This is a genomic window from Luteibacter sp. SVR4-7G (assembly GCF_056755555.1).
In genome coordinates, this window is the sequence record NZ_JBPGXO010000004.1 from 1 (window position 1) to 26,746 (window position 26,746).

A 26,746-nucleotide genomic window follows, 5' to 3' on the forward strand; every position below is an offset into this window, starting at 1 on the left:
CGCGCAGGGCGCGCTCCTACGCTGGTTCGCACGGCAGCCGTTGTAGGAGCGCGCCTTGCGCGCGACATCTTTTCGCCGCAGTCAACGGATTCACGCGCCAGCCCCAGGTCTCGGCCTCAAAACATGTCGCGCGCAGGGCGCGCTCCTACGCTGGTTCGCGCGGCAGCCTTTGTAGGAGCGCGCCTTGCGCGCGACATCTTTTCGCCCCAGTCAACGGACTCACGGGCCAGCCCCAGGTCACGGTCTCAAAACATGTCGCGCGCAGGGCGCGCTCCTACAGGCATGCATGATGCAGATCGATACGGCTCATCTGCTTCCCGCCAACGAAGCGGACATCGAAGTCCCCGCTTATGCCGAGCTGCACGCGCTCAGCGACTTCAGCTTCCAGCGCGGCGCGTCCAGCGCGCGGGAGCTGTTCGAACGGGCGAAGACGATCGGTTATTCCGCGCTCGCCATCACCGACGAATGTTCGCTCTCCGGCATCGTGCGCGGGCTGGAGGCGTCGATCGAGACCGGCGTGCCCCTGATCGTGGGCAGCGAATTCCGGCTTTCCGATGGTACCGTCGTGGTCCTCCTCGTCGAAAACCAGGCGGGATACACGGAACTTTGCAGGCTGATCACGCTCGGCCGCCGACGCGCACCCAAAGGACATTACGAGCTCCATCGCAGCGACCTCGAAACGCTCGGTCCTGGCCTCTGCCTGCTCTGGGCGCCCGGCCCTTACGCCGCCACCGAAGCGACGACGCACGAAGCACGCGCCGTCTGGATGGCGACGCATTTCGCCGGGCGCGCATGGCTTGCCGTGGAACTGCATCGCGGCCAGCACGACGAAGCCGAGCTGGCCACGCTACGCCAGCTCGGCGAACGTTACGGACTGCCTTGCGTGGCCGCAGGCGATGTCCATATGCACGTACGGAACCGCCGCGCCCTGCAGGACGTGATGACCGCGATCCGCATCAACAAGCCGTTGTCCGAGGCCGGTCATGCCCTGTTCTCCAATGGCGAACGCCACCTGCGCAAACGCGAGACGATCGCCCGCATCCATCCGCGCGAACTCATGGAGGAAACCCTCGTCGTCGCCGCGCGCTGCACCGGCTTCGACATCCGCAAGATCAATTACGTCTATCCACGCGAACTGGTCCCCGAAGGCCTCGACCAGGCCACCTACCTGCGCCGACTGACCTATGAGGGCGCCGCCAGGCGCTGGCCGGACGAGGTGCCTTCGTCCATCGTGGAGCGCATCGAAAAGGAACTGGCGCTCATCGCGCTCAAGGGATACGAAGCCTTCTTCCTCACCGTCGAGGACATCGTCCGCTTCGCGCGCTCGAAGGAAATCCTTTGCCAGGGGCGAGGCTCGGCGGCCAACTCCGTGGTCTGTTTCTGCCTCGGCATCACCGAAGTGAATCCCGCCCAGGTCTCCACGCTGTTCGAACGCTTCATCTCGATCGAACGCGACGAACCGCCCGACATCGACGTCGACTTCGAGCACGAACGGCGCGAGGAAGTGCTCCAGTACGTGTTCGACAAGTACGGGCGCGAACGTGCCGCCCTCGCCGCCACGGTGATCAGCTACCGCTCCAAGAGCGCGGCGCGCGACGTCGGCCGCGCGCTGGGCCTTTCCGAAGACCAGCTCGACCAGCTCAGCCGCGCCTATTCGCATGCGCATGGCGACGTATCCATCTTCGAGCGCCTGGCCGAACGCGGTTTCGATGTCACCAGCCGTACCATTCGCCAGCTCATCCTGCTGGTGGATGAGCTGGTCGGTATGCCGCGCCACCTCTCGCAGCACGTCGGCGGCTTCGTCATTTCCGACACGCCGTTGCACCACCTCGTGCCGGTGGAAAACGCCGCGATGGACAACCGCACCATCATCCAGTGGGACAAGGACGACCTGGAAACCATGAAGCTGCTCAAGGTCGACTGCCTCGCCCTGGGCATGCTGACGTGCATGCGGAAGGCGATCGACCTGCTGCGTGCGCAGGGAGGGCCGGATTACCGGCGCCTGGCCGACATTCCCGACAAGGACGAAGCAACCTTCGCGATGATCCAGGAGGCCGACACCGTCGGCGTGTTCCAGATCGAATCGCGCGCGCAGATGTCCATGCTGCCGCGCCTCCGTCCCGGGAAGTATTACGACCTGGTGATCCAGGTGGCCATCGTCCGCCCCGGACCCATCCAGGGCGGCATGGTCCATCCTTATCTGCAACGGCGAAAGAACAAGGAGGCCGTCGTCTATGAAAAAGGCGTGAAACCCGTCCTGGAGCGCACGCTTGGCGTGCCCATCTTCCAGGAGCAGGTCATGGCGCTGCTGCAGGTGGTGGCGAACTTCAGCGCCGACGAATCCGACGACCTGCGCCGTTCCATGGCGGCCTGGAAGCGCCGCGGCGGCGTGGAGAAATTCGAGCCGAGGATCCGCAGGAACATGGCGGAGAACGGCTATTCCCCTGAATTCACCCAGCAGATCATCGACCAGATCAAAGGTTTCGGCAGCTACGGGTTCCCCGAATCGCATGCGGCGGGCTTCGCGCTCATCGCCTATGCGTCGTCGTACATGAAATGCCACCACCCGGAAGTCTTCACCTGCGCCCTGCTCAACAGCCAGCCCATGGGCTTCTACGCGCCCGCACAACTCGTGGCCGACGCGCGCAAACACCATGTGGAAGTGCGGCCGCCGGACGTTACGGCCAGCCACTGGGATTGCACGCTGGAACCTGTCGACGGTAAACCCGGCAGGCATGCCCTGCGGCTGGGCCTTCGCCTGGTGAGCGGACTTTCGCAGGACCTTGGCGAACGCATCGTCGCCGCGCGCGAAGCGGCGCCTTTCCGCGACCTGGCCGATCTTTCCCGCCGCGCGAACCTCACCCGGTTCGAGCGCGAACGCCTCGCCGACGCCGGCGCCCTGCGCGTGCTCAGCGGACATCGCCATCGGGCACGCTGGGAAAGCTCCGGCATCGAACGCAGCTTGCCCCTCATCGACGCTGTCGCGGAAGCCCGCCCGGCCCTGCGCCCGCCGACCCTGGCGGAAAACGTTTTCGCCGACTACGCTACCCACGGGCTGTCGCTCACGGCGCACCCTCTTCGGCTCATTCGCAAGAACTTGCTGGCCCGTCGCGCACGGCGTGCCAGCGACCTCGACCGCGAACGCAATGGCACCTGGTTGCGCCATGCCGGTCTCGTCACCGTACGGCAGCGTCCGCAGACCGCCAGCGGCATCACCTTCGTCACGCTGGAAGACGAAACCGGGCAGGTCAACGTGATCGTCCGTCCCAAGGTAGCCGAGGCCTGCCGCCATGCCTTGCTGGATGCGGTCTTGCTCGCCGTCGACGGGCAATGGCAGGCCATCGACGGCGTCTGCCATCTCGTGGCCGTCCGCCTGCACGATTTCAGCGAGCTGCTCCCGGCCATGCGATCCGTTTCCCGCGACTTCCACTGACGCTAAGCCATGGCTTAACGGCGACTAATCCGCTGCTGAACGGATGCCTGCGATTTGCTGCTTTGCGAAGACCATACGGGCTCGAAAAGGAATAGCGTCAGCAAACCTTTGCAGGTCCGGTCTTACCGGTGAGCGATGCCTTCGCGCCGAACATCGCCATGCTTCCCCAGGCGCCACCCGTTCCAGGAGATTCGTCATGCGCAACACGAAACTGATCGTCGCCATGCTCGCCGGCTGCATGGCCGTAAGCGGCCTCGCCCTCGCCCAGGACGCTTCGCAACCCGCGCCTGCCTCCGCCTCGACCGCCAAGACGGCGACGACCTCCCACGATTCGATGAAGAAGACCGGCGACTCGATGAACCACGGCACGATGGGCAACGACTCGATGAAGTCCGAGGACGGCGGCGCGATGAAGTCGACCCACAAGAAGCACAAGATGAAGAAGGACGGCTCGATGTCGGAACCGGCGAAGTCGTCCACCTCGGGCATGTAACGTCGACCGTCACTGTGGGAAGCGCGCTGGCGCGCGACGGGGCCTTGCCGAGGGCACCCTTCGCGCGCCAGTGCGCTTCCTGCGTCAGTCGAGTTCGGGCAAGACGCTGATCTCCTCGTCGCCGATCGTCACCACCTGGCCGGCGCGCACCTTGTACGTCTTGCGCAGTTCCTGCACACCGTCCACCGCGACGAGGCCGTCGGCGACCATGTGCTTGCCTTCGCCGCCGCTGGCGGCGATGCCTACCAGTTTCAGGAGGAGATTGAGTTCGACGTAGTCGCCTTCGAGGCGGAATTCCTGGAACGGCATGGGATGGGCCTCAGTAGACGATGACGGAACGAATGGACTTGCCTTCGTGCATGAGGTCGAAGGCGCGATTGATGTCTTCCAGGCCCATCGTATACGTGATCATCGGATCGATCTTGATCTCGCCGCCCAAGTAGCGCTCCACGTAACCCGGCAGTTCGCTGCGACCCTTCACGCCGCCGAACGCGGAGCCGCGCCAGACGCGGCCCGTCACCAGCTGGAACGGACGCGTGCGGATCTCCTGCCCCGCGCCGGCTACGCCGATGATGATCGACTCGCCCCAGCCCTTGTGGCAGCACTCCAGCGCGGCACGCATCACGTCCACGTTGCCGATGCACTCGAAGGAATAATCGACGCCGCCGTCGGTGAGGTCGACGATCACCTGCTGGATCGGCGTATCGGGGTAGTCGCGAGGATTCACGAAATCCGTGGCGCCCAGCATCTTCGCCATTTCGAATTTCGACGGATTCGTATCGACCACCACGATGCGGCCCGCCTTCGCCATGACCGCACCCTGGACCACCGACAGGCCGATACCGCCCAGCCCGAACACGGCCACCGTCGCACCGGGTTCCACCTTGGCCGTATTGAGCACCGCGCCGATGCCCGTGGTGATGCCGCAGCCGAGCAGGCAGACCTTCTCCAGCGGCGCGTCCTTGTTGATCTTCGCCAGGGAGATTTCCGGCAGCACGGTGTATTCGCTGAAGGTGCTCGTGCCCATGTAGTGCAGCAGCGGCTTGCCGTTCAACGAGAAGCGCGAGGTGCCGTCGGGCATCAGGCCCTTGCCCTGGGTGATCCGGATCTTCTGGCAGAGGTTGGTCTTTCCCGAGCGGCAGAACTTGCACTCGCCACACTCAGGCGTATAGAGCGGTATGACGTGGTCGCCGGGTTTCAGGGAGGTAACGCCCTCGCCCACTTCCTCCACGATACCGCCGCCCTCATGGCCGAGGATCACCGGGAAGGCGCCCTCCGGGTCGTCGCCGGACAAGGTATACGCATCCGTATGGCAGACGCCGGTGGCCACGATGCGGACCAGGACTTCGCCCGCCCTCGGTCCCTGGACGTCGATTTCCTCGATGGATAGCGGCTTTCCTGCTTCCCAGGCGACGGCGGCGCGAGACTTCATGGCGGATCCTCATTGGCATGGCGGGTCCGGCTTCGGAAGCCCGCGGAACCCCCGATTCTAGCCCGCCAGCGGCCTGCGGGAGCGGCCTTCCTGGACATTCGTGAACGCTCGCCACGCGCCCAGGTAGCGAATCCGGCCGCCTTGAGTTAAACTAGGGTTAACGGATACACGCCAGACGGCGAACGAAAGGCTCGGGTAAGAGTCAGAGGAAAACAGGAAAACGGCCTCGTTGAGGATTTCCTTGAACCTTTTACTTACAACCGCTGTCGAAGCTTTTGTTGTTCGGAGCCCTTGTAAACCCTCGGGCCGCCCATAAAGAAGGGACATAGGAAACTCGTTAGTTCAGAAATTCGGTCCAAAGCCGCGTGACGAATGCCTAACGAACCGATTGTTCACCCAACGAAACGGACCAGTGCCCCCACGCGACTTCTTCGGAAGGTCCAGGGAGCGTAAGGTTCCCGCCACGCCAGAGACCGGCGGCGTCGGCGACAGAGTATCGAGACATCCGGTCGATCGACTGGGAGACACGACATGAACGAACTGCGCAACGAATACGGCATCTCGACCTATGAATTCGCCGCTGGCGCCAATAACGACGGCAGCTTCGACCTCTTCGGCGGCGAGATGGACGGTTACGACTGGCTTGGCGAAGTGGCCAGCCGTCTGAGCGGCGACGCCCTCTAAAAAACGTTCCCCCATGCAGAAGGCCCGCCTCGCGGCGGGCCTTCTTTTGTCAGGACGCTTTGCGCGTCCTGGTCCTCGCAGCTTTCTTCGCGGCCGTCTTCCGGCCCGCAGCGCCCTTGGTGCGAGCCGCCTTCTTCGCGGACGCCGACCGGCTCGACGCGCTGCGTTTCGCGGCGGCCTTATGTCCCTGGGCCGACAGGGCGCGCTTCGATGCGGCCGACCGTCCTTCTCTCTTCAAAGCCGCCGTCGTCGCCCGCGACCGAGCCGACGACTTCTTCGCCGTGGCTTTTTTCGCGGTGGATTTGCGTGCCGAAGAGCCCGACGCGCGCTTGCGCGCCGTGGACTTCTTCGCGGCCGTTCCCGACGAGCGTTTACGTGAAGCGGCACGCGAGTCCTGCGCAGCCTTCTTCTTGGTGGCCTTGCTCGCGCTCTTCGATGGTTTCGCCTTTACTCCGGCGCGGCGTGCCTTCGATAGACCGATGGCAATGGCTTGCTTGGCCGAACGGGCGCCATGCTTGCCTTCGCGAACGTGCTCGATCTCTTCGTGCACGTATTCGCCGGCCTGCGTCGAGGCCGACTTCCCTTCGCGCTTGTCCTTTCGTGCCCTGGCAGTGGTTTTCTTCTCAGGCATGAGCGGGCTCCTCCGGGAGCTGGCAGTGTCGTCGGTCATCGAGACTGCGCGAACAAATGTGATGGTCGTGTCTTGCTGGCGTCATCGACGCCGGAACGGTGAATACAGGAGCACGCGTGTTTCACGGCTCGGTAATCCGCAGCGGGGGTAAACAGGGGGTACTGCGAAACGCGCAGCAGCAGAGAGGAGCACGTCGTGGACAAGAACCGTACCGAAGGCATGAAACACGAGGTCAAGGGCAGCATGAAGGAAGCTGCCGGCAAGATCACCGGTAACCCGACGAAGGAAGCGACCGGCAAGGTAGAAAAGAACGTCGGCAAGGCACAGCGTGAAGTCGGCAAGGCAGCGGATCGCGCCCGGGACAACCATCACTGATACTCATGCGCGGGGGCCTTCGGCCCCCGCGCGCTATTCGCGAAAGCGCAGGTCGCTAGCTCACGTGCAGCCGCGGACCAGTGCTATGAGGATCAGGATCGGAATGGGCACGCCCAGGATCCAGAGCAGGATGTAACCGATACCGCCCTTCTGTTTTCCAGGCTGCGGCGTGATGTCGTCGTTCATCTATGTCCCTCCTCGGGGTGGATGCGTGGACGACGTTCCGACGAATGGCGTGGAACGCGCGTGACAGCCACGCCACGACAAGATTCGCAACGACGCGGTCTTCGCAGCATGTGCATTATCCCGGACGCCTGCAACGAGTTTCCGGACATGCCCGACCAGCGCTATCCCGATCCCTTCGCGTTCCTGCCGGCCGACTCCCCGACGGCCGCTGAAATCCGCAGCTTCGACTGGGAGCGCTCGCCACTGGGCCCAGTGGAGGGATGGCCGGCGGGGCTTCGCGCGATGCTCGCCACCATGCTCGACTCGCCGCAGCCGATGTTCATCTCCGCGGAACCGGGCCGGATCTTCTTCTTCAACGACCCGTACCGGCCGCTCCTGGGCAAGCGCCTCACCGGCGCCATCGGAAAGCGCTTCGACGAGCTCTGGGCCGACGTATGGGACGACATCTCCGGCCATGTCGAGGACGCTCTGGCGGGCCGCGCCAGCATGCACCGCGACTTTCCGCTGGCCATGTCGCGCCACGGCTTCCTTGAAAACACCTGGTGGACGTTCTCTTTCGCGCCGTTGCGTGACGAATGCGGCAAGGTCATCGGCATGGTCTCCGTCACCAACGAAACCACGCGCGGCGTGCGTTCGGCGATGACCCTGAGCGAGGTGAATGCATCGCTGGAGCGCGAGATCGACGCGCGCACGCGCGAGCGGGACCAGATCTGGGCGGTTTCTCCCGACCTCTATATCGTGATGGCCCGCGATGGCCGCTACCGCAACGTCAACCCCGCGTGGCAGCAGGAGCTGGGCTACGACGCGATCGAGCTGACCAGCATGGCCTTCGGCGACCTGGTCCATCCGGAGGACCTCGACCGTGCGAGGGACGCGATGACCCAATTGCTGGAAGGCGACGTGGTGGAGGACCTGGAAGTGCGCCTGCGCGCGAAGGACGGCAGCTATCGCTGGTTCGCGTGGACCTGCGTGCCGGATGGGGATGTCGTCTACGGCATGGGACGCGACGTGCAGAGGCGGCGCGACATGGAAGACCAGTTGCGTCACGCCCAGAAGCTCGAGGCCCTGGGCCGTCTCACCGGTGGCATCGCGCACGACTTCAACAATATCCTCGGAGGCATCGGCGGCGCCATCGAGATCGTGAGCGAACGCATCGAGAGCGGACGGCTGGAGAACACCCGGCGCATGCTGGATGCGGCACACGGCGCGGTGAACCGCGCGGCCGGCCTTACCCACCGTCTGCTCGCCTACGCGCGCCAGCAAGCGCTGTCGTTGTCAGACGTGGACGCGAACACGGTCGTGCGTGGACTTGAATTGCTCCTGCGCCCACTGCTCGGCGAACGGGTTTCCCTCGAGCTGCATATGCAGCACGACCTGTGGCGCACGCTATCGGATGCCAGCCAGCTTGAAAGCGCGATCCTCAACCTGGCGATCAATGCCCGCGACGCGATGCCCGGTGGCGGCACGCTCTGCATCGGCACGCGCAACGCGCATGCCCAGGACATCGGCATGGGTGCCGCCGACTACGTCGTGATCGCGGTGAGCGACACCGGCACGGGCATGTCCCGCTCCGTGGCGGAAAAGGCCTTCGATCCCTTCTTCACCACGAAGTCTATTGGCCAGGGTACGGGCCTGGGGCTTTCGATGGTGGATGGCTTCGCCCGCCAGACCGGTGGCAGGGCGATCATCGAGTCGGAACCCGGCAAGGGCAGCGTCGTCAGCCTCTGGCTGCCTCGCCATATCGGCGAGGCAGCCGCCTCGCATGCCCACATCGACAGGCAGGCCTGCCATGGCGCAGGGCGGCGCGTCCTCCTCGTTGAGGACGAGCACATGCTGCGCTCTCTCGCCCGCGAAGTGCTCGAAGAAGCGGGCTATACCGTCGAGGACTGCGCCGAGGGCGGCGAGGCCCTGCGCCGCCTGCGCGAGGGCGACGCACCCGACATCCTGGTCACCGACATCGGACTTCCTGGCATGGATGGCCGGCAGCTCGCCCAGTTCGCGCGGGATGCACTTCCGGACCTGCCGGTACTGTTCATCACGGGCTACGCCTGGGAGGCCTTTGCCGATGCGCCGCGACTCCCGCCCAGGGCATCGATCCTGAGCAAGCCGTTCTCGCTGCACGCCCTCGTCGGCGCGGTGGCCGACCTGCTCGACGGCACGATTCCCTAACGCCGGGCATCCATTCCCTTGACCGGAGGCCCCGGAGACTCGGGGCGTCCTCACGGAGCGCCCGATGAACCGTTCGCGTTATTACGCCCTGATCGCACTCATCGTCGCGCTGGTGGCGATCTTCGTGGTCGGCGCCATCCACCGGGGCGGACCTGCGGGCGACGTGCCCGACGACGGTCACCGCGCTCCGGCGGCACGGCCGGCGGACCGCTAGGCCGGCTCGACCGCGGAAGATGCCTCGGCAGCGTCGTAGGCCGCCGCTGCGCGCTGCATCGCCACGAGGAAGTCCGTGCCGTAACGCATGACGAAGGGCGCCACCGTGCCCGGCATGAACCCTTCCGGCCACGCGTCGTTGTGCTGGAAAAACGAAAGCTGACTTGCCATGGCCTCGACGGCCCCCTGTTGGTATTCCCCCAGGGAGCCGTGTAAAGCAAAAAACGAGGCCCGTCAACAGATCTCCTAGAGTTTCACCCGCACGCCAAGGGTGAAGAACCGGCCGATCACGCCGTTCTGCGCGTAGGTCGGGTTGTAGTTGAGCGCGGCGTAGTTCAGCGGATCGAACGGCGCCTTCTTGTCGAACACGTTCATGATGGAACCCGTGACGGCCACCTTGTCCGTGATGTCGTAGCGACCGGTCAGGTCGAAGTCGGTGAACGAGGCCATGCGGCAGTCGGCCGGCACGTTCGCTCCGGTGTCGGTGTTGGTGGAGAAGCATCCTTCGGTGATGTCCGGCGCGGTGAGCTTGATGCCGCTGGTGTAGTAGACCGTGCCGGTGATCGTCGCCTTGCCGAACTGGATGCTGTTCGCCCACGACCCGCGGTAACGCGGCGTGCCTGCGCCCGAGGAAACGCCGTAAGGCCCGTGGGTGCCGACGAACTCGAGGCGGGTGCCGTCCTCGAGGGTCAGCTTCCAGGTGATGATCTTCGTCAGGTTCAGTTCGCTGGTGAAGCGAACGTTCGGGCCAAGGTCGAAACCACCCTTGAGGTTGAGGTCCAGGCCCTTGGTCTCCAGGGAGTTCTGGTTGACGTAGGGCGCGGCGACGATCAGCGGGCGGGGCAACGCGTCGGGTGCCGCCGGATCGGGCACGTCGGGGACAATGGCGGAAGCTTCGGGCAATGGCTGGCCCGCGTAGTACGCATCGAGCACCGCGCTCGGGCTCTGCTGGGCAATCACGCCCGTCTTCTTGATCCGGTAATAATCCAGGGACGCGCTGAGGTCCTGCGTCGGCTGATACAGCACGCCGAACGTCCAGCTCTTGGAACGCTCGGGCTTCACGTCGGGATTCGCCCGCGTGAGGAAAGCCAGGGCGTAAGGCTGGACGTAGCCGCTGTTGTTGTGCAGCGCCTGGAAATCCTCCGGCGGCGTGTAGGTGGCGAAGCCCTGTGCTTCGCTCGAGCCGTTCTCCGCGAAGCTCGGCGCACGGAATCCCTTCGAGAAGGTGCCGCGCAAGGCCACCTCGTCGATCGGCTTCCACTTGATGCCGAGCTTCGGCGAGAAATTGTTGCCGAAGTCGGAGTAGTGGTCGTAACGGCCCGAGAGGTTCACTTCGAGGGATTCGAGGAACGGTGCGTCGAGTTCCACGTAGGCACCGGACACCGTCCGATCACCTTTCACGTGCGCGATGCCGAGGCCTTGCGCGGACAGGCCCGGGTTGAGATCCGGATCGTCCTGCTCCTCGTGGCGCACGTCGATGCCCGCGGCAAGACCCAGGGCGCCGCCGCCGAGATCGGCGAGCGGACGATTGACGCGGAAATCGAACTGCTGCAGGTCGCTTGTCGAGGTCTTCTTCAGCTGCGGCGCCAGCGAGTCGAGCAGTTCGCGCGAATTGGCGCCCGGGTCCAGGAAGTTGTACGTGCCGTTGGTGACGACGTCGATCAGCCGGTTGTAGTTGAGGAAACCGTTGAGCCACGTGTCCAGGGACGAATGGTTGAATACCAGCGCGGTGTCGTAGCCCCAATCGCCCCAGTAACCGGTGAAGCCGCCGGTGATGCGCAGGTTGTGGTTCTTGCTGCCGCCGCTGCCCAGCGCGCTGGGGAACGCGAAGTTGATGAGCGCCGCCCTGCCCTCCGCCGCGAACGGATTGTTCGGGTTGAGCGAGCCGTCGGGCAGCGTCGCGGGCAGCGCGATCGAGTTCGTGTTGCGCGGCGTGCCTGCCTGGATCTGTGCCGGCACGCCCGGGAAGGTCGTCGTGACCTCGTAGTAACTCGCGCCGATGTACGCCTTCGAGCGTTCGCCCACCTTGAGGGTGAAACGCCCATACAGGCCGCGCCGGTCCATGGTCGGCTGGATGGCGGTGTAGCGGGCGAAGTTCTGCGCGCAATAGCTGCCGGGGTTGGCGGGATCGTCGGTAATCAGCGTCGACCTCGGGCCGCAGGCAGCCAGCGGTTGCGCGACGGCATCGGGATCGGCGACGCCGGAGGTCACGTCGCCCGGCCGCGACAGCGTGCCCGGGGTGACCGTGCCGTAGATCGAGCCAGAGTTCTGCGAAGGCTGCCCGCCGATCAGGTTGTTGCCGCCACTGCGGCGGATATCGGCGGTGTTGTACGGATAGCCGCGCTGACGGGTGAGGATTTCCTCATCGCGCTGGTATTCCGCGCTGAGGTAAGCATTCCAGCCGTCTTTCTGCAGATCGCCGCCACCGAACAGCACCGTCGCCCGCTTGGTCGTACCGCCGCCGTGCTGCGAGGTACCGATGTCGGCGGTGAATTCCGTGCCCTGGTAATCCGGCCTCAGGATGATGTTCACGACGCCCGCGATGGCGTCCGCGCCGTACAGCGACGAAGCCCCGTCCTTCAGCACCTCGATCCGCTCGATGGCATTGGACGGAATCGTGTTCAGGTCCACGAACGAACGCTGGCCGTCGTCGGTAAGCGGGTAGCTCGCGGCGCGCCGGCCGTCGATCAGGACCAGGGTCGAGTTCACGGTGAGGCCACGCAACGCCACGCCGGAGGATCCGGCGGCGAAACCGGCAGTGAACGATGCGGGGATGGAGCCGCTGTTATCGGCCGACACCGCACGCACCACGTCGGACACGGTGGTCAGACCGCTCCTCTGGATCTGTTCGGCGCTGATCGTGGTGACCGGCGAGGGCGTTTCCACGTCGATGCGCGGCAACGCGGAACCGGTGACGGTGACGGTGGCGAGCTCGGTCGGCTGAGCCTGGGCATTTTGAGGGGGCGGCGGTGGCGGCGCATCCTGCGCGGCGACGTGGCCACACGCGAGAGCGGCGGCAATGGACAAAGCGAGGCCGTGGCGCCGAAGCACCTTCTGCGACGAAGTTTTCATTGTGAGTCTCCGAAGCCTTAGGGGAGTGGGGCTGGGACTGGCGGCTCCGGGAATGGACCGGCAAAAAACGTTTCATTCACAGGGACGCAAGGAAAACTTACGCCGTGTAAAGAGGGCGCACCATCGGCCATTCGGAATATATTGCGAACAGGGAAAACGGGCATGCGTGGCACGCCCTATGCACGGGGAATGGGCGCGTCACTCCTCGCCCGGGTCGAACCCCTCGCGTTCCTGCATCAACCGACGCGCGGCCTTGATACCTGCCCTCATCCCTTCAGCGCAGGCTTCGTCCTCGCTCTCGTGCAGATCGGGGCAGAGCTTCTCCTTGATCTCTTCGCCGTCTTCGCTGATGACGTACTTGCCGCGCCAGCGGCCGGGCTTGGCGACGTAACACGTGCCTTCCACGTCGAAGTAACCGATCTTTCGATGAGCCATGGGTGGGGTGATCCTCCGTTTCCGCCCCCCATCCTATGCATCGGGCATCAACGCAACGTGCAGCGCTACATCAGCCCGCTGACTGGACGCTTCGCATTGGATTCGAACTCACGCCAGATGCCGTCGGCACCCTCCACCGAAACCAGCACCTGCAGTCCGTTCTGCATGCCGAGCAGTTTCGACTGCTGCACGGCGTAGGCGATGGCTGCGACGCGCGTCTCGAAGTTTTCCGTGGGCACGCCGTTCATCTGCACGTGCCACAGGCCTGCCACGTCGGGGTGGAAAGGAATGTCGTAGATCACCATGGCCATGGAAGAAGGTGGGTAACCTCGCAAGGCGTAGGGCCGACGATCCCAGGGACGTGGATGAGACGGCGGTACCAACAGAGGCGCAAGATTATCCGTTCCCTGCGCTTCCGACAACGGACAAGCACGCGGGATTCCTTCACGCGCAGGTCACGCTCCGTCTCATCGCGGCTCGTCGAAGGTTCCGGGGCTTCTCTCCGTCGCCCGCCATTCGGGCCTGCGCTCGCGCTGCGCATCCAGCAGGCCCTGGCGCACCCCTTCCAGGTCACGATCGGCGGTATAGACGGGCGAACCCGGTTGCTGCCGCCAGGATTCGTCGAGCGTGCCCGCATCGACACCATCGAAGCCCAGTTCGTCCACCAGCTTCAGCACCTTCGCCTTCGCGTTGGCGTCGTCGCCTGCCACCGGCAGCGCGATCCTCGTTTCGGCCGTGGAAGGTCTGCCCATGCTCCCAAGGTGTTCGGCGTAGATATTGTTGAACGCCTTGATGACGGGGCGCCCGATCTGCTGCGCAACCCACCGGCTCTCCGGCAAGCCGACCTCGATGGGCCCGATCCTTCCGTCGCGCTGGCGCGGGTAATAGTTTCCGGTGTCGACCACGACCGTGTCCGCCGGGACGCCGTCGAAGAGATCCGGAGGCAGGCTCGTCACCTTGGCTTCGGGAATGGTCACGATGACCACCTCGACACCGTGCACCGCCTCGCGGGACGTGACGGCGACCGCGCCGGTTTCCTGTTCGATGTCGGTAAGCGTATGCGGGCCGCGCGAATTGGCGATGAGTACGTCGTGGCCCAGTTCGCGAAAACGGCGCGCGAGCGTGCGACCGATGTTTCCGGCGCCGATGATTCCAATCTTCATGAAGTGAACTCCGCTGATGCCATCCGCCCTATCTTCGCCGCCTCGCGTGAAAACCGGGCGAGCGCAGGGTGAGTCCAATATAATTCGCCGATGCGTTTCTCCGCCCTGCCCGCCTTCCTCGTATTTCTGTGCGTGCCCTGGCTAGCCTGGGGACAGGCGCAGACGACGCCGCCGGCACAGGTGCCTACACTGGAAGCGATCACGGTCAGCGGCGAGCAGCCGGGCCCGGGCCTGTGGCGGGCGACGCGCGAAGGACGCACGCTTCTCATCCTAGGCAGCCTCTCGCCGCTGCCGAAGAAGATGACCTGGAAGACCGACGAGATCGAAGATGCGCTTGCGCATGCGGGGGCACTTATCACGCCGCCGCACGTCGAGATCAAGCCGAATACGGGGTTCTTCGGGCGCCTGGCGCTCCTGCCTTCGCTGATCGGCGTGCGCAAGGCGCCGGACGACGCGACGCTTAAGGACACCGTGCCGCCGGACGTCTACGCCCGCTGGCTCGCGGTGAAGGCGCGCTACATCGGCAACGACCGCGGCGTGGAACGATACCGGCCCATCTTCGCCGTGCTGGAGCTCTACAAGGCCGCGGTGAAGAAGGCGGGCCTCGGCAAGTCAGGCGAGATCACCCGCACGGTGCTCGAACTGGCCCGCAAGCACGACGTGAAGCAAGTGCCCGTGGAGTACACGCTGCTGGTGGACGATCCGCGCGCCGCCATCAAATCGTTCAAGCGCTCCACGCTCGACGACGTGTCCTGCTTCACCCAGAGTGTCGACAACATCGATGCGCAGCTGGCCGACATGACCCGCCGCGCGAACGCATGGGCCACCGGTGACGTTACCGCGCTGCGCGACGAGCGCAGCGCGAAGCAGCGGGAGAGTTGCATGAATGCGGTGACGGAAGGGGGCGTCGCGCAGCGCATCGGCCTAGCCGACATGCCGAAGGCCGTTCGCGAACGATGGCTCGCTGCCGTGGACGCCACCATGGCCGCGAACGCGCGGGCGGTGGCCATCGTGCCGATCGACGACCTCCTCGGCCCGGACGGCTATCTCGAAGCGCTTCGCACCAGGGGCTACGCGGTGGAATCGCCCGACGAAGGCAACTGAGCCGGCGGCACGCCCTGCCGGATCGCCGCCGAGAAATCCTGTCCTGGCGAGCATGCCCTCGCCCGCTCGGTGATCCGCCCGAGCCGCCGCCATTCGTCCACGTCCAGGCGGCGGTCGAGCGCACCGGTGTCGCGCAGGTAGCCCGGAAGGTAGCCCGTCAGCAGCAGCCGCAGATCGAACGGGAGCGCGCCGTCGATGCGCCTCGCCATCCGGTAGACGATGGTGGTGCAGTTCGACGTGACCGTATTGTAGAAGCGCGGCTCGCGTACCAGCTCGTTCGCCGCCTCCACGTAGGACACGAACAGGGAACGCATGGCCTCGGGCGTCATCCGCAGCGGGAAGAGATACGCGTCCTCCCCGCGCACGTTCGTGCGTACACGCACGATGTCGCGTTCCTCGGCGGCGATCAGCACGAGCTCGAACTGCCGGAAGAACCCTCCGATCTCGGAAAATGCCTCGCCGCGCTTGCGCCTGATCTCCACGGAGAACACGACGTGCCGGCCATCGGAGAAACCGAAGGAGAGCATGGCATGGGCGATCGCCTCGCCCGACCAGTAGGACAGGATCGCATCGGCACCGGACAGGCTGTCCAGCTCGTATTCGCGCGTGTTCCAGCGCACGTCGTAATCGTCGTCGGCGCGCCAGTCGAAATCGCGCACATGGCACAGGCGCACGTGCGTGCCGTTCACCTCGCCGTGGAGGAGGCGGGCCACGTCGTCCGCCCAGACCCGGTCGTTGCGCGGGCGGATCGACGCCCACCACGCCAACAGCACCGCGTGGGCGGAGACCAAGCCCACCATCGCCCACCCCGCCCGCCATCCCAGCCATGCAGCCCACGCGACCGCGCAGGCGGCCATCCAGGCGCCCGCGACGGAAAGACGCAGCGCCCGCGGCCCCGGAAAGCGGAACGACAGCGCGAATGCGCCCCACGCGCCGGATAGGAACAGCAAGAGGCCCACGAGGAGGCCGGCGGCACCGCGGACAAGCAGGCCTGGCCTGGTCATGGGAGAGCTCTCATCGTCACAAACTTTCCCACGACGTTGACGCGCGGGCAACACGCATTGCATGTGCGGCCGGGAACACTGGACGCATCCTTCAGCGCAGGAGCTTCCCCATGAGCCGCTTCGACGATCGCTATGACAAGTCCCGTCATCCCGAGGACAGCCCCGTCTGGACCCGACCCCGGCCGCGGCGCGACGACGACACCCGTTACCCGGGAGACGAATTCGGTGGCACCTACGGCCGTCGCGACAACCGCTATACCGGAGGCAGCCCCTACGATGCCAGCCATGAACTGGCCGGGGGACGGGACTATGGCCCCGGCGACGATTTCTCCGGCGGCGGCTGGGCAGGCCAGCGCGACTACCAGCGAGAGGACCGGCGCTATCCCGGCCACCGGGAATTCGGCCGCCATCACCGCTACGGCGGCAACGCCCCTCACCCGGGACACCGTGACTTCGGCCGCGGCGACGAAGGCGCGAGCGCATGGAGCGGCTCCGGCTACCCAGGCGGCCAGCGCGGCGTCGGACCGAAGGGCTACCAACGCAGCGACGAACGGATCCGCGAGGACATCTGCGAGCGGCTGACCGAACACGATGCCATCGACGCGTCGAATATCGAGGTGAACGTCGCGGACGGCGTGGTCCAGCTCAGCGGCGAAGTGCCGCAGCGCTATATGAAACATCTAGCCGAAGACGCCGTGGCCGACGCCATCGGGGTCAGGGACGTGAACAACAGCCTGCGCGTGAGCACGGTAAGCCGTGCCGGGGAGCGCGGGATGTTCGACGAACCATCCCTAGGCTGAGCCGGCTTCCGCTCAGACGCGCCGTACGTTCGCCTCGCGGATGGCGCTTTCCAACTGGTGCGCGCTGTATGGCTTGCGCACCAGCGGCGCCTGGTAACGCTGCGGTATGTCGACGGCCATCGAACCCGTCGCCAGGACATAGGGAATGCCGCGGCGCTTCAGTTCGTCGAGTGCCGGGTAGGCCATGATGCCCTGGAGATCCAGGTCGACCACCGCCACGTCGCAGGGCTCGACATGGGCGACGCGTATGGCCTCTTCGATGCAGCCGGCACAGGCCGCCACGTCGTACCCGAGGCGCTCGGCGAGAAGGTCGGTCAAGGCGGACGCCAAACCGGAATGGTCTTCGAAGACGATGGCCCGTGGCGCGGCTGTCACGTTCATGGGAAAACCCGTCTATGCAATGGCCGGAGGCATCAACCTACTCCCGTTTTCGCGCCGCGACCATACGCCATCCGCAAAATCGGCTAGGAAATTTTGTAGTTCTTCACGAAACCGAGCGGGCAATGTCATTTGCCACGATTTAAGCGGTTTTCCATCACCACAGGTCATGTTTCCGTAACGATTCGTTGAGCTTTTTCGAAGCGAAATCGAGCAGCTTGCGGCGTGCATAGGTATGCCATGCGAGCCAGGTGAGGATCTTGTCCTTCCACTTGTCTGTGGCGACCGAGTAGAGCGCGTCCAGGCGCGTGCGTATTGCCGGCATCAGGCTCGCCGGATCGAAGGCGCCCTTGGGCCAGTCCGGCAGCAGATCCTCCCGCCGGCTGGGATGGCACGGCCCCACCAGGGGAATGACCGGCGCATGGAGCACACCGTCGCGTTCGCGCAGGTAATGCGCCAGGGCAGGATCGGCGGCCCATCCGGCAACGATGGGATTCGTCGCCGGAACGAGGAAATGTTCCGCCAGGAAGCGCTGTGCGTTGCGCCGGCCGAGCAGGAAATCGTGACGCCGGAAAGCCTCGGAGAAAAAGCCCGAGAAGCCGCCGAGCGCCCCCGCGGCGATCGCCCGTCCGCCGAGCCAGCGGATAGTCCCGTCCAGCGACGGCCGCGTGGGAGCGATCAGGAAGCGGCTGTAGACGGCATCGTCCATGGCCAGGGCGATTTCCCGCGGCTTGAACCGCGCCTGCTGCTTCCACGAGGAGAACAGCGCGGTGAGCGCCTCGACGATGTTGATCGATGCCGCGAATTCGGGGCCCAGGTCGTCCGGCTCCGGGAAGGGATCCACCATGAGCACGATGCGGTTCACCTCGTCGCCGCGGCGCGGATTCCGGCCCAGCGTGCCGGCCAGTTCGGTGCGAGCCAGCTCGAACGGTTCGTTGTCCATCGCCCCGCCGTCCACGCCTACGAAACGGTAAGTGGCGCCGTGACGATCCCAGGCATCGCGCCGCGGTTCGATGGGTATGACGCGCGACATGCCGTGCTCGTCCGGCACCACCACGCTGCGCTGCATGTAGTCGCTCCAGCGCCGCTCCACCTCGCGGTAGCGCAGGCCGCCGGGAAACGCCGAGGAAGCCAGCGCCGCGTTCATCAGCGACGTCCACGCGCGATCCGGCAGGCGCTTCGGATGCGGCACGTAGAGGTCGTCCGGGTATTGCCAGGCGCGGTCGTAAGGACCCTGCCCCGTATCCACCGCGAAGCGCAGGTAATCCTCATGCGCGACCATGCTGTGCACGGCATCCGCGCTGCTGCCTGCGAACGGCACCGCGTAGGGCACGCCGCGCAGGTTGGTCACGGTGAAGACGAGCTTCAACGGATTGGCGATATACGGCCGCGCCAGCGGCTCGCCCTCGAAGCGCAGCACCCGGGCGGCAATGTCGTCCAGGCAGCGCGTGTCGAGCAGGGAAGCGATCGGGACGTTCTTGTCCACGAGGTCGCCCGTATCGAGGAAGCCACGGATATCGACCTGTTTCACCCACACGTCGTAGAACGGGTTGGCCGGCGTATCCACGTCGGCGATATGCACGTGCGGAAACGCATAAGGCAGCGCCACCGCCGAGATCACGCCGTTGATGCTGCCGGCCGATGCGCCCGAGATGTCCCGCAGGAGCACATCATGGGTGGGGACCGGCAGTTTGCGCGTCTTCGCGTCCTCCCAGTGTTCCAGCGCCTCGTAGAGGAAATCCAGGACACCGGCGGCATAGGCGCCGCCGGACACCGCCCCCGCGAGCGCAAGGCCCAACTCGAACGTATAGGCCCGCGGGGGCGGCGTGATCTCAGGGTGCGCCAGGGGCAGGTCCGTATCGGGCATGTCCGCTCCATCGCCGGTGTTCGACGCATTATGGGCGACGCGCGCCCCGGAAAACGCGAACGCTTGCCGCGTTTCCTATCGCGCCATCCATTGCGCCGCCAGCGCGAGGGCCGCCGGCAAGGCCTGCACGTAAAGGATGCGCCGGCTGGCGGTGAAGGCGCCCCACAGGCCGGCCACCACGACGCATCCGAGGCCGTAGAACACGAAGGCCGTGGCGAAAGGCTCGCGCAGCGCCAGGCCGAGCACCAGGGCGACGGCGAGGAAGCCGTTATAGAGCCCCTGATTGGAGGCCAGCGCCGCGCTGTCGCGGGCGAAGTCGGCACTGATGCCGAATACCCTGGGCCCGCGCGAGCGCCAGAAGACCATCTCCAGCAGCACGATGTAGACGTGGATCAGGATCACCAGCGCGGTGAGCAGGGTGGCGACGAGGGTCATGCGGAAACCTGGCAGGGAGGGCGTTGCGCCCGAGGATAGCCGCTAAACCGGCCGGGAAAGATTCTTAGGCCGGATGGACGATTGCATCCTGTGTGGTGTCCGGCAGTAATACGGGGATGTGCAAGAACCTGGCAGCCCAGGAGATCTCCCTGGAGGCCCTCGGGCTACTCCAGGCCTTGCTGCACCACGACTATGCCGAAGCGCAGTTCCGCGCCAACCACATGGCCCGCTGCGCGCTCCAGCACGACCATCTCAAGGTCGCCGACGCCGCCGAGAAGCTCGAGGCCCTGCTGGCCTGCGGCTGTCCGAATTCCATGGAACTGCGGATTGCCTTACGCTCCCTGACGACCTCGGTCGATGGGATGCAGGCGGCCACCCCGCCCTCTCTCGACCGGCCCTCGTAACCGATCGCGGAGCCAACATGAAAGAGGGTATCGACCCGACTGTCCCACCCAGCGGCACCGGCTGTGCCGAATGCGAGCAGACCGGCGGCTGGTGGCTGCACCTGCGCCGCTGCGCGCAGTGTGGACACATCGGCTGCTGCGACGACTCGCTGGCGAAGCACGCGACGAAACACGCGGAAGAAACCGGGCATCCGATCATCCAGAGCTTCGAACCGGGTGAAGACTGGTTCTACGATTACCGCGACGAAAGCATGTTCGACGGCCCGCCACTGGCGCCACCGACCAGCCATCCGGCGAGTCAGACCGTACCGGGGCCGGAAGACCGCGTTCCATCGAACTGGCAGCGCGTGCTGCTTCGCGCAAGCCGGCAATAGTGATGGGTTCGTGTCGGTCGCCTGGAGCTCAGTCGAAGAACTCGGGATCGATCTCGACTGCCATCGGCTCATGCAGGCGAACCGGCTGGTCCGCGCCGGTAACGAACTCATAGGGCACGTAAACCATGCGTGCGAATCCGGGTGCTTCCATGTGCACCCGGATGCCGCTCTCGGCGACCGGCTCGAGTTCCGTGGGAATGATGACGTTCGCAACGAGCGCCACGGCCGCCACCTCGTCGCCGGATGCGCGTGAGGTCAGTCCCTGCGCGACCAGCCGATACACATCCTGTGCATTGGGAACTCCGGATCCGTCCGGTGCACCGGCCGCCGCCGCGATTTCGCCGGCATCGGTGATCGACCCACCGAAGGGAAAGAACTCGCCGCTCTTCGCGAGCATCTGCTCCGCGAACTCGACCACGAAACCGAACAGGCGGTTTACCGGATTCTGCGCTTCTTCCACGTCCATCCCCAGGCGATTGGCGAGAGCCATCGTACGACATCCGTCGCCTAGCCGGCACTGTCGCTGAATACGACATGGTCGCTGCCGTCCAGGATGAATGTCGCCACCTGTCGCATGCCAAGCCGCTCGTGGGCGCGGATGGACGCGACATTATCCTGTCGGATGAAGAGGATGGCCTCTCGTCCTGGAAGCTGCTTCCGCAAGGCCGCATAAAGTTGCGGAAGCAGGCCGCGTCCCCGTTCCGTATCCGCGATGCACGCTGGTCCATACACATAAGATGACGGACTGCCGGGCCATGCCGCGAGCATGGCCTTCACGACCGGTGGCGCGGGCCCATCGACAGCGGCGCTGAACAATACGCCCACTAGCCTTCCTTCGCGTCGTGCCACCACGACCGGCATGCCGCCGCAGACCATCGTCGCCACCTTCTCCGGTGGAAATTCGCCGGTAAGCGAGCCACCTCGCGATGGCGCGTTCGCTTGCAGCAGCCTGCTCAATTCGTCTGCGTCTGCGGTGGACGCGAAGTCGATGTCGTAATCCATAAGAAAAGTATATGTCTCAATCAATGGGCTCCCTGCTCGACGGCATCATCTGTCCTCCTGTCATCAGCGCATCGAGTTGATCATGGTGCGAAGCATAGAAAGCGACGTTCGCCTCGCTCGCGTTCTTCGACGAGACGAACTGGTCGTGCACCTCCGACTCGTTGGGACCGTAGAGCGCCACCTGCCCCGCGCTGGCCAGGGCGAACACCGCCGTCATGTACTCGCGGCGTTCGAAGCCGTGCTTCTCGACGATGCGTGCCAGTCGAGGCTGTCTGGTCAATACGCGATCGGTGATGTCGTCCAGCGAGTAAGAGAAGAGCTGTGCAAAGACCCACGAGCCGCCGACATGCGACTTCGCGGCGTCCGCGGAGACGGCCAGCAGCCGCTGGACGACGTCGTCGTCGATGCGGTAGTTCCGGATGGCTTCGTGATCGGCGGCCGGTATGGGCGGGTTCTCCCCTCGTTCCTTGGCATACGACACCGTCAGGCACATGACGGACAACACCATCGCGAGGAACGGATATCGCATCTTCATGTCGGACTCCCTCGTGGTTCCTCACCCCGGACCTGAGATTAACGCCCTTGGCCGATAAGGCAAAACTTGCCGTTTTTGCGTAACGCACCGATGTACGCTCCGCACATGCGCCTCTTGCTGCCGCTACTGCCGTTCGTCCTGGCCCTTCCGGCCCATGCACAGCTGTCGCCGTCCCAGCGCGCCGATGCGCAGAAGACGATCCAGCACGACCTGGACCTGCTGCGCTCGGACCCTCAACTCACCCGGCCACAACCCCGGCTGGACGCGATGATCGGCAACGGCACTCCCGATCAGCAGAAGACCTACCGCAAGCTCAAGGATGAGGCGGCCGAACGGGTCACCCGTGCGCCACTCGATACACGATTGGCACCGGAACCCGTACCGTTGGAATGGACCCGGTCCACCCATCACGGAAGCGCCGAAAACCATGTCGGTAAAGCCGTGGAGAAGCGAATCGACCACGGCATGGACAGTGGACGACAGGCGTGTGCAGGCGACGATGGCTCGAGGTCGTACTGCCAGGCTTTGGGTACCTCGAGCTTCTGACTCGCAGGTTACGGCTCATAGTCATTGATGGAGCCATGAGCAGGCACAAAAAAACCCGCTTTCGCGGGTTTCTTTGCGATCCGGGTGAGGTTCGCCGGATCTTGCGTTGGTGCCCAAGGGGGGACTCGAACCCCCACGACCGAAGCCGCTACCACCTCAAGGTAGTGCGTCTACCAATTCCGCCACCTGGGCATAACTTTTACTGCGTGTTGCGATTACTTCTTGGCCGGTTCAGCGGGAGCCTGCGGGGCTTCCTGCTTTGGGGCCGGAACATCATTGTTCGCTGCCGGAGCGGTGGCGGCGGGTGCGCGGGGCACGTCCGACGCGGCCGGGGCTACCGGAGCGTTGTTGGCGGGGGCGACCGGCGTGGTAACGCCGGACATCACGCCAAGATCCGCGGCCGGCTGGGGATTGCCCGTGCGACCGAGGTAGATGCCCATGCCGAGGCTGAGCAGGAAAAACAAGGTAGCGAGTACCGCCGTGGCGCGCGTCATGAAGCTCGACGAGCCGCGCGCACCGAACACCGTGGCGGAAGCACCGCCACCGAAGCCGGAACCTGCCTCCGCGCCGGCACCGCGCTGCATGAGAATCAGCACGATCATCGCCGCGGCGATCAGGATATAAAAAACGCTGAAGAGAATGAACATGTCTTCTTGTTTTGCCGTGTCGCGATTATCGACGCGCCGCGGCGCATATATCCAGGAAATCGGAAGCCACCAGTGAGGCGCCGCCGATGAGTCCCCCGTCCACGTCCGGCTGGGCGAAAAGTTCGGCCGCGTTGGCCGGCTTGACGCTTCCGCCGTAAAGCACCCGGGTCAGGAGCGAGATATTAGCATCCTTTTTTGCCAGTTGGCTACGGATGGCGGCATGAATTTTCTGCGCCTTCTCGGGGGTGGCGGTAAGTCCCGTGCCGATGGCCCAGACCGGTTCGTAGGCAACCACGGCCGCGCGGAAACTCTCGATACCACAGCTGTCGAGCACGGCGCCGAGCTGCCGGGAGATGACTTCCTCGGCCTGTCCCGCCTCGTGCTCCTCCAAGGTCTCCCCCACGCAGAGGATGGGTTTCAATCCCGCCTTGCACGCGGCAGCGAACTTCCGCGCCAGCAGCGCGTCGCTTTCCTTCTGGTACTGGCGGCGTTCGGAATGGCCGACGAGGACCCACTCCGCCCCCACGTCGCGCAGCATCTCGCCCGCGATTTCACCGGTATACGCGCCCAGCACGTGGTGCTCGGACAGGTCCTGGGCGCCGAAACCCAGCCCACGGTCGCCATAACGGTCGATCAGTTCGCCCAGATAGACGTCCGGCGGGAAGACCGCCACGTCGACGCCATCGGGCAGGTTTTCGACGATCTCGCGGACGAGGGCATCGGCCATGGCGCGGGAGCCGTGCATCTTCCAGTTACCGGCGACCAGCTTCTTGCGCATGGGAGGCTTCCAGGCGTGGAGAAAGGGGCGGCAGGATAGCGGCGGCCCCCTCTCCGGCAAAGCTGCATTGCCGCATGGGAGCCCGCGTACGGGCCGTTCACCGAGCGTAACGCAAGGATCGGGCATTTGACCTGACTGAAACCGGCTTCGATCATTCGCCCATGCGCATTATGAGAATCTTCTTTATCGCCCTGTTCCTGGCCTGCTCCGGCGGGGCCCTGGCACAGACCGACGACGCCACGCCCGCCCAGCAGATCGAGGACCTGCGCAGCCAGCTCGACAAGATCGAGAAGGCGATGAAGGACGACAAGATCTCGAACCAGGACATCGACGACCTGCGTGGAAAGGCGATGGACGTGGCGGGCGCGGCGCAAAAGATGTCCGGTGCGTTGCAGCCGGAGCGCGACGCCGCCAAGGCCCGGCTCGACCAGCTGGGTCCGCCGCCTGCGGCGGGAACCAAGGAAGCACCCGAACTGGCCGCCACCCGGAAGGACGCGCAAAAAGCCTTCGATGCGGTGGATGCCAGGATCAAGCAGGCGGACGGCCTGGCCCTGGAGGCCCAGCAGACCAACAACCAGTTGGCGGACCTTCGCCGCACACGCTTCCAGGAAACGATTTCGCAGCGCACGAACTCCCCGCTGTCGCGCCCCTTCTGGTCAGACCCGGCGGCGGCTTTCCCCCGCGATTCGGCGAACCTTCGCGCATTCGCCGGGGAGGTGAGGGACGACCTTTCCAACAGCTGGACCATCGGCAACCGCACTGCACTGATCACCTGCGTCCTGCTCGGCCTGCTGCTGATGACCGGCGTGCGCTTCTACATCGAATCGCGCGTGCGCAGCCTCACGGCCAATCGCATGCCGCCGGGACGGCTACGCCGGTCGGCCTTGATTCTGGGTATCGCGCTCACCTCCACTGTCACCACGGGCCTTGGCACGCAGCTCCTGTACCTCGGTCTCAACTGGAACGACATCTTCACCGAAGACACGGACGCCATCGCGCGAGCGCTCGTGCGCATCGTCTTCTTCGGTGCTTTCGTCGCCGGCCTGGGCCGCGCGCTGATCTCGGCGAAGCGGCCGTCCTGGCGTCTTCCCGCCATTCCCGACGCGACGGCGCTGGCCCTGCGCCGCTTCCCCATGCTCATCTCGCTGGCGGTGGTGCTGTTCTATTTCCTTAAGGAACTGAATCGCACCATCGGGACGAGCCTCGCCGCCACGGTGCTCACGAGCAGCCTGCAGGCCATCGTGCTGACCGTGCTTTCGGCCCTGGCCCTGCTGCGGCTCAGCCGTACGCACCACCACGACGAGGACGGTACTCCGCCGCCACCGCGTCCCATCTGGGCCAGCCTGTTCATCGCGGCGGCGTGGATCGCCATCGTCGCCTCCTGGATCGGGTTGCTCACAGGCTTCATCGCCTTCGCCTCGTTCATGGCGGGCCAGGTGGTCTGGACCGCGATCGTGATCGCGGCGACCTACCTCGCCATGCGCCTGGTCGACGATCTGTTCGAGACCCTGCTTTCCGAGAAGGGGCCGATGAGCGCCCGCGCGCAGGCGGTGTTCGGCACGCACCCGAAGCTGCTCGACCAGGCTGGCGTGCTGCTTTCCGGCGTCGTGCGGCTGGGGCTGTTCCTGTTCGGCCTCACCGCCGTCATGTCCGGCTTCGGTGCCGGCGCCTCGGACATCCTTGCGCTCGGCAGCAAGCTGCAGTCCCTGAAGATCTACGACGTCGAACTGAAGCCCAGCCAGATCCTGAGTTCGATCGCCCTCTTCTTCCTCGGCCTGCTGGCCGTGCGGGTGATCAAGAACTGGATGTCCGAACAGTACCTGCCGCGGACCAACCTCGATCCGGGCATGCGCAGTTCGCTCACCACGTTGCTCGGCTATGTCGGCATCGTGGTCGTCGTCGCCATCGCGCTGCTCGCGATGGGCCTCTCGGTGCAGAACGTCGCCTGGGTGGCGTCCGCGCTCTCCGTCGGTATCGGCTTCGGCCTGCAGGCGATCGTGCAGAACTTCATCTCGGGCCTGATCCTCCTCGCCGAACGGCCGGTGAAGGTCGGCGACTGGGTGGTCCTGGACGACGCCGAGGGCGATATCCGCCGCATCAATGTGCGCGCCACCGAGATTCAGGTGGCCGATCGCTCCACCATCATCGTGCCGAACTCTTCGTTCATCACGAAGCCGGTGCGCAACATGACGATGGCCAATCCGCAGGGGCGTGTGCTGTTCAAGCTGCCCATGCCGCTGGACACCGATCCGGTCGAGGTGCGCAATCACATGCTCGAGGCAATGCATGCCCATGCCTCGGTGCAGGAAACCCCGGCACCGCTGGTGATGCTGGACAACATCGACCACGCGGCGATGACCTTCATGGCCATCTGCTACGTGGGCAGCCCGCGCGACGTGGGCGGCGTGAAGAGCGACCTGCTCTTCGACATCATCGCGCGGCTGCGCGGCGCCGATATCCCGCTGTTGCGTCCGCAGGACCTTGTGCTGCGGTCGGGCGGCGGCCTTGGCGACCTGATCGGGCCCGACGGATCGGGAGCGCCGAAGGCTTCGACCGATCCGGATCCGTCGGCCTGATGATCGATCC

Annotated in this window: 30 protein-coding genes and 1 tRNA gene; 12 read left to right on the forward strand and 19 right to left on the reverse strand. The window is 65.2% G+C overall.

The genetic code is table 11. From position 1 onward, the window contains the following. The first annotated feature begins 289 nt into the window (after positions 1-289). Together ACR9ZH_RS02380 and ACR9ZH_RS02385 are read left to right on the forward strand one after the other, a co-directional pair. Complete coding sequence (locus ACR9ZH_RS02380; protein WP_481289264.1) at positions 290-3,433, forward strand: error-prone DNA polymerase; 3,144 nt, start codon at positions 290-292, stop codon at positions 3,431-3,433. Between the two features lie 196 nt (positions 3,434-3,629). Further along, positions 3,630-3,926: a hypothetical protein gene (locus tag ACR9ZH_RS02385; protein WP_481289163.1), complete on the forward strand. Its 297-nt coding sequence runs from the start codon at positions 3,630-3,632 to the stop codon at positions 3,924-3,926. An 84-nt stretch (positions 3,927-4,010) separates the two neighbouring features. Here the strand turns inward: ACR9ZH_RS02385 and ACR9ZH_RS02390 are convergent, their stop codons facing one another. Together ACR9ZH_RS02390 and ACR9ZH_RS02395 are read right to left on the reverse strand one after the other, a co-directional pair. After that, positions 4,011-4,235 (reverse strand): RNA-binding S4 domain-containing protein, encoded by a 225-nt coding sequence (locus ACR9ZH_RS02390; RefSeq protein ID WP_481289164.1) that lies wholly within the window; start codon positions 4,233-4,235, stop codon positions 4,011-4,013. Positions 4,236-4,245: 10 nt separating this feature from the next. Beyond that, positions 4,246-5,358, reverse strand: a complete 1,113-nt coding sequence (locus tag ACR9ZH_RS02395) for an S-(hydroxymethyl)glutathione dehydrogenase/class III alcohol dehydrogenase (RefSeq protein ID WP_481289165.1) — start codon at positions 5,356-5,358, stop codon at positions 4,246-4,248. Between the two features lie 531 nt (positions 5,359-5,889). Here ACR9ZH_RS02395 and ACR9ZH_RS02400 point away from each other — a divergent pair. Then, entirely contained in the window at positions 5,890-6,042 is a 153-nt protein-coding gene (locus ACR9ZH_RS02400; RefSeq protein WP_481289166.1) for a hypothetical protein, read from the forward strand. A 49-nt stretch (positions 6,043-6,091) separates the two neighbouring features. Here ACR9ZH_RS02400 and ACR9ZH_RS02405 read toward each other — a convergent pair whose 3' ends face one another. Beyond that, the gene (locus ACR9ZH_RS02405) at positions 6,092-6,673 is read right to left on the reverse strand and encodes a DNA-binding protein (protein ID WP_481289167.1); all 582 of its coding nucleotides are present in this window, start codon (positions 6,671-6,673) and stop codon (positions 6,092-6,094) included. A gap of 195 nt (positions 6,674-6,868) precedes the next feature. Between ACR9ZH_RS02405 and ACR9ZH_RS02410 the strand changes: the two genes are divergently transcribed. After that, positions 6,869-7,048 carry a CsbD family protein gene (locus ACR9ZH_RS02410; protein ID WP_481289168.1) on the forward strand — a complete coding sequence of 60 codons (180 nt, stop codon included), beginning with the start codon at positions 6,869-6,871 and terminating at the stop codon, positions 7,046-7,048. Positions 7,049-7,108: 60 nt separating this feature from the next. On the opposite strand, the gene ACR9ZH_RS02415 is transcribed toward ACR9ZH_RS02410, so the two are convergent. After that, the gene (locus ACR9ZH_RS02415; protein WP_481289169.1) at positions 7,109-7,234 is read right to left on the reverse strand and encodes a hypothetical protein; all 126 of its coding nucleotides are present in this window, start codon (positions 7,232-7,234) and stop codon (positions 7,109-7,111) included. Positions 7,235-7,342: 108 nt separating this feature from the next. Here ACR9ZH_RS02415 and ACR9ZH_RS02420 point away from each other — a divergent pair, with 108 nt between their 5' ends. Next, complete coding sequence (locus ACR9ZH_RS02420; RefSeq protein ID WP_481289170.1) at positions 7,343-9,403, forward strand: hybrid sensor histidine kinase/response regulator; 2,061 nt, start codon at positions 7,343-7,345, stop codon at positions 9,401-9,403. 64 nt (positions 9,404-9,467) lie between these two features. Further along, positions 9,468-9,617, forward strand: coding sequence for a hypothetical protein (locus tag ACR9ZH_RS02425; protein WP_481289171.1), 150 nt, complete (start codon positions 9,468-9,470; stop codon positions 9,615-9,617). Here the strand turns inward: ACR9ZH_RS02425 and ACR9ZH_RS02430 are convergent. The 5 genes from ACR9ZH_RS02430 to ACR9ZH_RS02450 form a co-directional block, all read right to left on the reverse strand. Beyond that, entirely contained in the window at positions 9,614-9,787 is a 174-nt protein-coding gene (locus ACR9ZH_RS02430; RefSeq protein WP_481289172.1) for a hypothetical protein, read from the reverse strand. The genes ACR9ZH_RS02425 and ACR9ZH_RS02430 overlap by 4 nt on opposite strands. Positions 9,788-9,862: 75 nt before the next feature. Beyond that, complete coding sequence (locus tag ACR9ZH_RS02435) at positions 9,863-12,688, reverse strand: TonB-dependent receptor (RefSeq protein WP_481289173.1); 2,826 nt, start codon at positions 12,686-12,688, stop codon at positions 9,863-9,865. A 198-nt stretch (positions 12,689-12,886) separates the two neighbouring features. Further along, positions 12,887-13,123 (reverse strand): hypothetical protein, encoded by a 237-nt coding sequence (locus tag ACR9ZH_RS02440; protein WP_481289174.1) that lies wholly within the window; start codon positions 13,121-13,123, stop codon positions 12,887-12,889. Between the two features lie 65 nt (positions 13,124-13,188). Further along, positions 13,189-13,434, reverse strand: coding sequence for a DUF2188 domain-containing protein (locus tag ACR9ZH_RS02445; protein WP_481289175.1), 246 nt, complete (start codon positions 13,432-13,434; stop codon positions 13,189-13,191). A gap of 156 nt (positions 13,435-13,590) precedes the next feature. Continuing rightward, positions 13,591-14,364, reverse strand: coding sequence for an NADPH-dependent F420 reductase (locus tag ACR9ZH_RS02450; protein ID WP_481289176.1), 774 nt, complete (start codon positions 14,362-14,364; stop codon positions 13,591-13,593). Between the two features lie 12 nt (positions 14,365-14,376). Between ACR9ZH_RS02450 and ACR9ZH_RS02455 the strand changes: the two genes are divergently transcribed. Continuing rightward, entirely contained in the window at positions 14,377-15,390 is a 1,014-nt protein-coding gene (locus tag ACR9ZH_RS02455) for a TraB/GumN family protein (protein ID WP_481289177.1), read from the forward strand. Here the strand turns inward: ACR9ZH_RS02455 and ACR9ZH_RS02460 are convergent. Next, complete coding sequence (locus tag ACR9ZH_RS02460) at positions 15,357-16,349, reverse strand: Lnb N-terminal periplasmic domain-containing protein (protein WP_481289178.1); 993 nt, start codon at positions 16,347-16,349, stop codon at positions 15,357-15,359. The two genes, ACR9ZH_RS02455 and ACR9ZH_RS02460, sit on opposite strands and share 34 nt — an antisense overlap. A 155-nt stretch (positions 16,350-16,504) precedes the next feature. Here ACR9ZH_RS02460 and ACR9ZH_RS02465 point away from each other — a divergent pair, with 155 nt between their 5' ends. Further along, positions 16,505-17,194: a BON domain-containing protein gene (locus tag ACR9ZH_RS02465; RefSeq protein WP_481289179.1), complete on the forward strand. Its 690-nt coding sequence runs from the start codon at positions 16,505-16,507 to the stop codon at positions 17,192-17,194. Between the two features lie 12 nt (positions 17,195-17,206). On the opposite strand, the gene ACR9ZH_RS02470 is transcribed toward ACR9ZH_RS02465, so the two are convergent. The 3 genes from ACR9ZH_RS02470 to ACR9ZH_RS02480 form a co-directional block, all read right to left on the reverse strand. Beyond that, on the reverse strand, positions 17,207-17,575 hold the full coding sequence (locus ACR9ZH_RS02470; RefSeq protein WP_481289180.1) for a response regulator: 369 nt from the start codon (positions 17,573-17,575) through the stop codon (positions 17,207-17,209). Between the two features lie 154 nt (positions 17,576-17,729). Further along, positions 17,730-19,439 carry a patatin-like phospholipase family protein gene (locus ACR9ZH_RS02475; protein WP_481289181.1) on the reverse strand — a complete coding sequence of 570 codons (1,710 nt, stop codon included), beginning with the start codon at positions 19,437-19,439 and terminating at the stop codon, positions 17,730-17,732. A 75-nt stretch (positions 19,440-19,514) separates the two neighbouring features. Continuing rightward, on the reverse strand, positions 19,515-19,874 hold the full coding sequence (locus ACR9ZH_RS02480) for a DUF1304 domain-containing protein (protein ID WP_481289182.1): 360 nt from the start codon (positions 19,872-19,874) through the stop codon (positions 19,515-19,517). 116 nt (positions 19,875-19,990) lie between these two features. On the opposite strand from ACR9ZH_RS02480, the gene ACR9ZH_RS02485 reads away from it, so the two are divergent. Then, a complete protein-coding gene (locus ACR9ZH_RS02485) occupies positions 19,991-20,278 on the forward strand; it encodes a hypothetical protein (protein WP_481289183.1) in 288 nt (95 codons plus the stop codon). Between the two features lie 17 nt (positions 20,279-20,295). Next, complete coding sequence (locus ACR9ZH_RS02490) at positions 20,296-20,652, forward strand: UBP-type zinc finger domain-containing protein (protein ID WP_481289184.1); 357 nt, start codon at positions 20,296-20,298, stop codon at positions 20,650-20,652. A gap of 28 nt (positions 20,653-20,680) precedes the next feature. Here ACR9ZH_RS02490 and ACR9ZH_RS02495 read toward each other — a convergent pair whose 3' ends face one another. From ACR9ZH_RS02495 to ACR9ZH_RS02505, 3 genes are read right to left on the reverse strand one after another with little or no spacing between them, the layout of a single operon-like run. Beyond that, positions 20,681-21,142: a hypothetical protein gene (locus ACR9ZH_RS02495; protein ID WP_481289185.1), complete on the reverse strand. Its 462-nt coding sequence runs from the start codon at positions 21,140-21,142 to the stop codon at positions 20,681-20,683. Positions 21,143-21,159: 17 nt separating this feature from the next. Further along, positions 21,160-21,654, reverse strand: a complete 495-nt coding sequence (locus ACR9ZH_RS02500; protein WP_481289186.1) for an N-acetyltransferase family protein — start codon at positions 21,652-21,654, stop codon at positions 21,160-21,162. Between the two features lie 16 nt (positions 21,655-21,670). Beyond that, positions 21,671-22,189: a hypothetical protein gene (locus tag ACR9ZH_RS02505; RefSeq protein WP_481289187.1), complete on the reverse strand. Its 519-nt coding sequence runs from the start codon at positions 22,187-22,189 to the stop codon at positions 21,671-21,673. 105 nt (positions 22,190-22,294) lie between these two features. Between ACR9ZH_RS02505 and ACR9ZH_RS02510 the strand changes: the two genes are divergently transcribed. Continuing rightward, entirely contained in the window at positions 22,295-22,735 is a 441-nt protein-coding gene (locus ACR9ZH_RS02510) for a hypothetical protein (RefSeq protein ID WP_481289188.1), read from the forward strand. A gap of 107 nt (positions 22,736-22,842) precedes the next feature. Here the strand turns inward: ACR9ZH_RS02510 and ACR9ZH_RS02515 are convergent. From ACR9ZH_RS02515 to tpiA, 3 genes are all read right to left on the reverse strand, one after another. Further along, positions 22,843-22,927: transfer RNA gene (locus tag ACR9ZH_RS02515), tRNA-Leu, on the reverse strand. 23 nt (positions 22,928-22,950) lie between these two features. Beyond that, positions 22,951-23,382: a preprotein translocase subunit SecG gene (gene secG, locus ACR9ZH_RS02520; RefSeq protein ID WP_481289189.1), complete on the reverse strand. Its 432-nt coding sequence runs from the start codon at positions 23,380-23,382 to the stop codon at positions 22,951-22,953. A 25-nt stretch (positions 23,383-23,407) separates the two neighbouring features. Then, positions 23,408-24,160, reverse strand: a complete 753-nt coding sequence (tpiA, locus tag ACR9ZH_RS02525) for a triose-phosphate isomerase (RefSeq protein ID WP_481289190.1) — start codon at positions 24,158-24,160, stop codon at positions 23,408-23,410. Positions 24,161-24,321: 161 nt separating this feature from the next. On the opposite strand from tpiA, the gene ACR9ZH_RS02530 reads away from it, so the two are divergent. Beyond that, positions 24,322-26,736 (forward strand): DUF3772 domain-containing protein, encoded by a 2,415-nt coding sequence (locus ACR9ZH_RS02530; RefSeq protein ID WP_481289191.1) that lies wholly within the window; start codon positions 24,322-24,324, stop codon positions 26,734-26,736. Positions 26,737-26,746 lie beyond the last annotated feature (10 nt).

Coding starts and splice junctions, on each gene's coding strand:
- ACR9ZH_RS02510 (WP_481289188.1), top strand. CDS start 22,295: ATGCGCCTCTTGCTGCCGCTACTGCCGTTCGTCCTGGCCCTTCCGGCC.
- ACR9ZH_RS02490 (WP_481289184.1), top strand. CDS start 20,296: ATGAAAGAGGGTATCGACCCGACTGTCCCACCCAGCGGCACCGGCTGT.
- ACR9ZH_RS02400 (WP_481289166.1), top strand. CDS start 5,890: ATGAACGAACTGCGCAACGAATACGGCATCTCGACCTATGAATTCGCC.
- ACR9ZH_RS02430 (WP_481289172.1), bottom strand. CDS start 9,787: ATGGCAAGTCAGCTTTCGTTTTTCCAGCACAACGACGCGTGGCCGGAA.
- ACR9ZH_RS02425 (WP_481289171.1), top strand. CDS start 9,468: ATGAACCGTTCGCGTTATTACGCCCTGATCGCACTCATCGTCGCGCTG.
- ACR9ZH_RS02470 (WP_481289180.1), bottom strand. CDS start 17,575: ATGAACGTGACAGCCGCGCCACGGGCCATCGTCTTCGAAGACCATTCC.
- ACR9ZH_RS02440 (WP_481289174.1), bottom strand. CDS start 13,123: ATGGCTCATCGAAAGATCGGTTACTTCGACGTGGAAGGCACGTGTTAC.
- secG (WP_481289189.1), bottom strand. CDS start 23,382: ATGTTCATTCTCTTCAGCGTTTTTTATATCCTGATCGCCGCGGCGATG.
- ACR9ZH_RS02435 (WP_481289173.1), bottom strand. CDS start 12,688: ATGAAAACTTCGTCGCAGAAGGTGCTTCGGCGCCACGGCCTCGCTTTG.
- ACR9ZH_RS02495 (WP_481289185.1), bottom strand. CDS start 21,142: ATGGCTCTCGCCAATCGCCTGGGGATGGACGTGGAAGAAGCGCAGAAT.
- ACR9ZH_RS02390 (WP_481289164.1), bottom strand. CDS start 4,235: ATGCCGTTCCAGGAATTCCGCCTCGAAGGCGACTACGTCGAACTCAAT.
- ACR9ZH_RS02395 (WP_481289165.1), bottom strand. CDS start 5,358: ATGAAGTCTCGCGCCGCCGTCGCCTGGGAAGCAGGAAAGCCGCTATCC.
- ACR9ZH_RS02465 (WP_481289179.1), top strand. CDS start 16,505: ATGAGCCGCTTCGACGATCGCTATGACAAGTCCCGTCATCCCGAGGAC.
- ACR9ZH_RS02530 (WP_481289191.1), top strand. CDS start 24,322: ATGCGCATTATGAGAATCTTCTTTATCGCCCTGTTCCTGGCCTGCTCC.
- ACR9ZH_RS02420 (WP_481289170.1), top strand. CDS start 7,343: ATGTGCATTATCCCGGACGCCTGCAACGAGTTTCCGGACATGCCCGAC.
- ACR9ZH_RS02485 (WP_481289183.1), top strand. CDS start 19,991: ATGTGCAAGAACCTGGCAGCCCAGGAGATCTCCCTGGAGGCCCTCGGG.
- ACR9ZH_RS02385 (WP_481289163.1), top strand. CDS start 3,630: ATGCGCAACACGAAACTGATCGTCGCCATGCTCGCCGGCTGCATGGCC.
- ACR9ZH_RS02445 (WP_481289175.1), bottom strand. CDS start 13,434: ATGGCCATGGTGATCTACGACATTCCTTTCCACCCCGACGTGGCAGGC.
- ACR9ZH_RS02505 (WP_481289187.1), bottom strand. CDS start 22,189: ATGAAGATGCGATATCCGTTCCTCGCGATGGTGTTGTCCGTCATGTGC.
- ACR9ZH_RS02475 (WP_481289181.1), bottom strand. CDS start 19,439: ATGCCCGATACGGACCTGCCCCTGGCGCACCCTGAGATCACGCCGCCC.
- ACR9ZH_RS02380 (WP_481289264.1), top strand. CDS start 290: ATGCAGATCGATACGGCTCATCTGCTTCCCGCCAACGAAGCGGACATC.
- ACR9ZH_RS02480 (WP_481289182.1), bottom strand. CDS start 19,874: ATGACCCTCGTCGCCACCCTGCTCACCGCGCTGGTGATCCTGATCCAC.
- ACR9ZH_RS02415 (WP_481289169.1), bottom strand. CDS start 7,234: ATGAACGACGACATCACGCCGCAGCCTGGAAAACAGAAGGGCGGTATC.
- ACR9ZH_RS02455 (WP_481289177.1), top strand. CDS start 14,377: ATGCGTTTCTCCGCCCTGCCCGCCTTCCTCGTATTTCTGTGCGTGCCC.
- ACR9ZH_RS02500 (WP_481289186.1), bottom strand. CDS start 21,654: ATGGATTACGACATCGACTTCGCGTCCACCGCAGACGCAGACGAATTG.
- tpiA (WP_481289190.1), bottom strand. CDS start 24,160: ATGCGCAAGAAGCTGGTCGCCGGTAACTGGAAGATGCACGGCTCCCGC.
- ACR9ZH_RS02405 (WP_481289167.1), bottom strand. CDS start 6,673: ATGCCTGAGAAGAAAACCACTGCCAGGGCACGAAAGGACAAGCGCGAA.